Here is a 5,037-nt window from a genome sequence, read left to right as displayed (position 1 = left end):
AAATCCCTTTCGTCGGTTATACCGGATAAAAAAACGCTCCGTACTGGAGCGTCTTTTTTTGAGAAAAAAGGGAAAACAGGGGCAGGGAAATGTTCATCTCTTTTTCTTGGGTTCCGGGAGCGCTTCACAGGTCATACGCACGAGTTTTTTCAGAAAGGCCCTGTCTTCCAACCGCTCGACCCGGAGCATCGGCTTTCCCCCTTCATAGGGCAATTCCAGCTTGCCATCCGGCATGAAGGCTTTTCCCGGTTCCGTGATCTTCACGAACAGGCGATCGTCGCAAACGCAGCCGAACAGTTTGCCGTCGCAATAGACGCAATATTCGCCGAACATCTTCCTGTAGGTGATGGTTCCCGCGTCTTCCAACAGCGCCGCGACGGATTGCATGAACTCAGGGCTTGAGGCCATTTCTTCTCCTCTGGCAGCAAGGGGCTCTCCCCTGTCTGGAGGAGAGCCGGATGTCCTGGCCTGTTGGCGGAAAATCCTGGGAGGTGCCTTTACGCCTTAGTGGGTATATTCGAGCAACGGGATGTCGCCGATCTTCGCACGGATGGCCTGCACCATCTGCTCACGGTTGGGACAGGGGAAGCCGATAGGCGATCCCTTGCCGATACAGGAAGCGAGCGCAACGGCTTCCGCCCCGCGATCCACCAGCATCTTGGCGCGGACTACGGCACGCTTGCCGGGACAGCCGCCGCAGCTCACGAAGCCGACGATCTGGCATTCACCGAACGCTTCGAAACTTCCCTTTCCTTTGGCCGCCGTGACAAAATCCGTCGTGCCGGGGCACAAATCCTCAGTTTGCTGACAGCGGATGATACCAACCTTTTTCATGCCGATCCCTCTCGTTTTCTTTACCAAAACACATCTGCCGCCCCATCCGAACGAGGCTGGCTCAAAAACCGATACCAGCTTTAACCAGCCCATGCAACGGCAGGAACAAAAGAAAGCGGGACTCCCATACATGACGAGAACCCCGCTCCACAATATCTTTTCCCCCGTTCCCCGGCGTCAGCACTCCCCCATTACAAAAGTCTTAGGAGGGAGAGGGGTGGGTTTTGGGGAGGGGAGAGAGCCCCTTCTTCAGAAGGGTTCCCTCTCCCCTCCCCAATACTCATCTATCCCTACTTCTTCTCTTTCTCAGGGGGAATGCGCGCGTCGATGACCTTGACGCCGAATTCGGCGGCGTTGTCCGGCGGGCTGTAAAAAACGACCATGAAGGGAACCTCTCCGCCGGGGAGGACATTGGTATTGGTCGCCATGATGTCGATCTTGTTGGCGAGGGCCTGCTCGATGTCCTGCTCGCCGAGGACCTGCAGCTGGAACAGCGACAGGGACGTGCCCGCAAGCTGCTGCTTGGAAACCAGCGCGTTGCCCGCGGAATCGTACAGCGACGCTTCGATGCGGATCAGTTCGCGGGGCTGGTTGAAGCCGTTCACGACCTTCCCTTCGACCACCGAAATGTTGCCGAGCTTCTCGTTGCTGATGTTGTACTGCCGCACGCCGCGCAAGGCGATGTTCTTGACCAGCTCCACCGGGTCCTGCTTCTTGGGCGGCGCGATCATCTCCTTCACGGTGTCGAAGAGGGGCGTGTAGGTCCAAGCCCACCACGTGCCTCCGGCCACCGCGCAGAGGATCAACAGCGTCAGCACCCAGCCCCATATCCCGCCCTTCTTCTTGGGCGGCATGGAGAGGGACGGGGAAGAGAGGCTCAAGTCCGGCTCCATACGGATCTCCGCGGGCTTCACGCCGTCGGAAAGCTGGAACACGTGCTTGCACACCGAACAGCGCAATTTGGCCCCCGGAGCGGCCTGCGTTTCGGGCAGATTGAATTTGGTACTGCAATTAGGGCATGTAACGATCATAGGGACTCCGCCATTCGTCATTCTTCTATTTCAGCCTCGTAGATCGCCGGGAGTTCCCGATAACTCTCAGCGTAGTCCAGACCATACCCCACGACGAACCCGCTAGGCAAGGCAAACCCGACGAAGTGAGAAGTGACGGGCACCTCGCGCCGCTCGTTCTTGTCGACCAGAACCGCAAGCCGCAGGCTCCGGGCGCCGCGCGCCTGAAACTGGCGGTACAGGAAATCCATACTGTGCCCGGTGTCCACGATGTCCTCGACGATGAGCACATGCTTGCCTTCGAGCGGGATTTCCACGTCCTTGGTGAACGTGATCGTCTTGGAACGCTGCGCCGCGCTGCCGTAGCTGGCGAGGCGCACAAAATCGAGTTCCGGCTTACAGGTGAGATGCCGGACGAGATCGGAAAAAAACATGAACGCGCCCTTGAGCACGCACACCACGACCAGAGGCTCGTCTTTATAAAGTGTGCTGATCTCTCCGGCCATTTCCTTGATGCGCGTCTGGATGGCTTCTTCGCTGATCAGAGGTTTGAGATTCGTAATACGCATGTAAAAGGCTCCTTCAGGGACGGCAACGTCCCGCGAGGCGGGTTAGATTTCCAGCAGGACCGCCGTTTCGTCGCAGTCCGGGAATTTGGGGCAATTCACGCAGTCCACCCAAACCTTCTGGGGCAGCACTTCCTTTTCCACAATGGAAAAGCCGAGCGCATTGAAGAAGGGCAGCTGGTAGGTCAGGGCAAACAGGCGGTGGATGTCCAGCTCGCGGGCTTCGGCGATGCAGGCTTCCACAATCAGCCGACCGCATCCCTTCCGGCGCGCATGGGCGGCCACAGCCAGCGAGCGCACTTCGGCCATGTTCTCCCAAATGATGGACAGGGCCCCGCAGCCGACGGTGGCCCCGTCGCCCTCCACGACGAAGAAGTCGCGCAGGTGACCGTACAGATCGGTCAGGGAACGCGGCAACAGCAGGCCGTCGGCGGAACTCGTCATCAAAAGGGCGTGGATGGCCCGGATATCGCCCATGCGGGCCTTGCGAACGCTCAGGTTCATCGACTTCCTCCCCTCAGGGGGTAGCCGCCGTTGATCCGGCCCGCCAAACAGGCCGGGAAAACGGCGTCCGAGAAACGGCGGGTCCCCCGGACGCATACCAAATCAATTGAGAAGGCCGCTGAACGCTTCCTCAAGGTCTTCCTTGCCGACCATGCCGGGGCCTCCGGCGACCAGCTTGCCGGTCTTGTCGTACAGCAGGTTGAACGGAATGGACGAGATCCCGAACAGGGCGGGGACGTCGGGCTCCGCGAGGTAAACCGGGTAGTTGAAGTTCATAGCCTCGGCGAATGATTCCAACTTCCCGCGATCGCTGTCAAGCGAAATACCTACGATGACCACCTTGTCGGCAGGATAGGCTTTGCGTATACTGATAAGTTCGGGGATCTCCTCCCGGCAGGGCGGGCACCACGTGGCGAAGAAGTTGATGAAGACGAGCTTGCCCTTGTTGGCTTTCACGATATCGAGAACCTTCTCACTGGAGATGCCGGAGATGGCATCGGCCTTCTGAGGGGCGGCGAACGCGGGCAGGGCCAGCACGAGGCAGGCCAACAGGGCGATCAGGCAGGAAAGACGGCGCATGGCTGTTCCTTTGGGTTACTGGTTCTTGCGGGCCGCGATGAGGCTCTTGGCGAGCCGCACGGCGTCCACGGCATCGGACGAATAGTTGGCCCCGATGCTTTCCGCGAATGCCGGGGTCACGACCGCGCCCCCGACCATCACGTCGACCCCGAGGCCGCGCTGCTTCACGAGATCGACCGTGTCCCGCATACGGACCATCGTGGTGGTCATCAGCGCGGAAAGCCCGATGAGATCGGCCTTGTGCGCGACGGCGGCCTCGACGATGGCTTCGGCCTTCACGTCCTTGCCCAGATCCACGACCTTGAAGCCGTGGTTGCCGAGCATGAGGCTGACGATGTTCTTGCCGATGTCGTGAATATCGCCCTCAACGGTGGCGACAACGATGATTTTCTGCGCTTCGGCATTGGCTTCGCGTTCCAACAGCGGCTTCAGGCGTGCGAAAGCCGTCTGCATGGTTTCGGCGGAGCGCAGGAGCTGGGGCAGGAAATATTCGCGGCGCTCGTATTTCGAGCCCACTTCGGTGATCGCGGGGATGAGCCGCCCGCGCACGAGTTCAAAGGGATCGGCCCCGGCTTCCAGCTCCTTTTCCACGAGCCCGACCACGCTTTCGCGGTCGCCGAGAATCACGGCCTCCTCCACGGTCTGCGCCGTGGCCCGGGCGAACGCGGCGGCGTCCGCCGTCCCGCCGTTGCCCGGCGTCCACATGGCATAGCCGTTCACGAACGCGGCGGCGTCCCGGTCATGGCCCATGAGCACGTCCCCGGCGGCCTTGGCTTCACGCAGGCGGCCGCTTGAGGGGTTGGCGATGCAGGAGCTGAGCCCCGCGCCCATCGCCATGCTGAGGAACGTCGTGTTCACGAGTTCGCGGGCGGGCAGGCCGAAGGAAATGTTGGACAGGCCGATGGTGGTCGCAAGGCCGTGCGCGGCGCACCAGCGGATCGTCTCAAGGCCCTCGCGGGCCGCTTCGGCCTTGGAGGCCACGGCCAGCGCCAGCACGTCCACGAGCACAAGGCGGCGCGGGATGCCGAGCATGGCGGCCTTGTCGAGCATGTTCTCGATGATGGCGATGCGGTCCGCCGCCTTCACCGGCAGCTTGCGGCCCTGAATGGGCAGCAGGATGAACGGCGCGCCCCACTGCCTGCACAGCGGACCGAGATGTTCCATGCGGTCGGCTTCGCCGCTGATGGAGTTCACCAGCGGGGAACCGGGGCAGAACGGCAGGGCCGCGGCAATGGCTTCCGCGTGCGAGGAGTCGAGGGAAAGCGGTTCGGCGTATTTTCCGGTGAGGCGCTGCACGAGTTCTGGCAGGAGCAGCGCCTCGTCGACCATGGGCGCGCCCACGTTCACGTCGAGGATCGGCGCGCCGAGGGCCACCTGCTCGGAGGCGAACCGCATGGCGAGGCCGTATTCCCCGGCCTGCAATTCCGCTTGCAGATCTTTCTTGCCCGTGGGATTGATGCGTTCGCCGATGATCTTGAACGGCTCGGCGGGGCTGACGCGCACCAGCCGGGTGCGGGTGGTCAGCACGATGCCGGAAGGCGTCA

7 protein-coding genes are annotated in these 5,037 nt (G+C 61.5%); all 7 read right to left on the bottom strand.

What is annotated here, in order from left to right; translation table 11 throughout:
* Positions 1 to 93 precede the first annotated feature (93 nt).
* On the bottom strand, positions 94 to 408 hold the full coding sequence (locus HMPREF0178_RS10130; protein ID WP_009733336.1) for a TfoX/Sxy family protein: 315 nt from the start codon (positions 406 to 408) through the stop codon (positions 94 to 96).
* A gap of 96 nt (positions 409 to 504) precedes the next feature.
* A complete protein-coding gene (locus HMPREF0178_RS10125; protein WP_009733335.1) occupies positions 505 to 834 on the bottom strand; it encodes a CGGC domain-containing protein in 330 nt (109 codons plus the stop codon).
* 290 nt (positions 835 to 1,124) lie between these two features.
* Complete coding sequence (locus HMPREF0178_RS10120; protein WP_005028535.1) at positions 1,125 to 1,865, bottom strand: DUF3426 domain-containing protein; 741 nt, start codon at positions 1,863 to 1,865, stop codon at positions 1,125 to 1,127.
* Positions 1,866 to 1,882: 17 nt separating this feature from the next.
* Complete coding sequence (gene hpt / locus HMPREF0178_RS10115; RefSeq protein ID WP_009733334.1) at positions 1,883 to 2,413, bottom strand: hypoxanthine phosphoribosyltransferase; 531 nt, start codon at positions 2,411 to 2,413, stop codon at positions 1,883 to 1,885.
* A gap of 42 nt (positions 2,414 to 2,455) precedes the next feature.
* Positions 2,456 to 2,914, bottom strand: coding sequence for an N-acetyltransferase (locus HMPREF0178_RS10110; RefSeq protein ID WP_005028532.1), 459 nt, complete (start codon positions 2,912 to 2,914; stop codon positions 2,456 to 2,458).
* 102 nt (positions 2,915 to 3,016) lie between these two features.
* Complete coding sequence (locus HMPREF0178_RS10105; protein WP_005028531.1) at positions 3,017 to 3,493, bottom strand: TlpA disulfide reductase family protein; 477 nt, start codon at positions 3,491 to 3,493, stop codon at positions 3,017 to 3,019.
* Between the two features lie 15 nt (positions 3,494 to 3,508).
* Positions 3,509 to 5,037, bottom strand: a 1,529-nt coding sequence (locus HMPREF0178_RS10100; protein WP_009733333.1) for a cobalamin-dependent protein, incomplete at its 5' end; no start/stop codon positions are given.

The organism is Bilophila sp. 4_1_30, from assembly GCF_000224655.1.
In the GTDB taxonomy this organism is placed as follows: domain Bacteria; phylum Desulfobacterota; class Desulfovibrionia; order Desulfovibrionales; family Desulfovibrionaceae; genus Bilophila; species Bilophila wadsworthia.
Note: the sequence above shows the minus strand (reverse complement) of the source record. Positions and strands in the feature narration are given on the sequence as shown.

What these genes read in the sequence shown, in the direction of transcription:
- HMPREF0178_RS10125 (WP_009733335.1), bottom strand. Translation starts at nt 834, where the DNA reads ATGAAAAAGGTTGGTATCATCCGCTGTCAGCAAACTGAGGATTTGTGC.
- hpt (WP_009733334.1), bottom strand. Translation starts at nt 2,413, where the DNA reads ATGCGTATTACGAATCTCAAACCTCTGATCAGCGAAGAAGCCATCCAG.
- HMPREF0178_RS10110 (WP_005028532.1), bottom strand. Translation starts at nt 2,914, where the DNA reads ATGAACCTGAGCGTTCGCAAGGCCCGCATGGGCGATATCCGGGCCATC.
- HMPREF0178_RS10120 (WP_005028535.1), bottom strand. Translation starts at nt 1,865, where the DNA reads ATGATCGTTACATGCCCTAATTGCAGTACCAAATTCAATCTGCCCGAA.
- HMPREF0178_RS10105 (WP_005028531.1), bottom strand. Translation starts at nt 3,493, where the DNA reads ATGCGCCGTCTTTCCTGCCTGATCGCCCTGTTGGCCTGCCTCGTGCTG.
- HMPREF0178_RS10130 (WP_009733336.1), bottom strand. Translation starts at nt 408, where the DNA reads ATGGCCTCAAGCCCTGAGTTCATGCAATCCGTCGCGGCGCTGTTGGAA.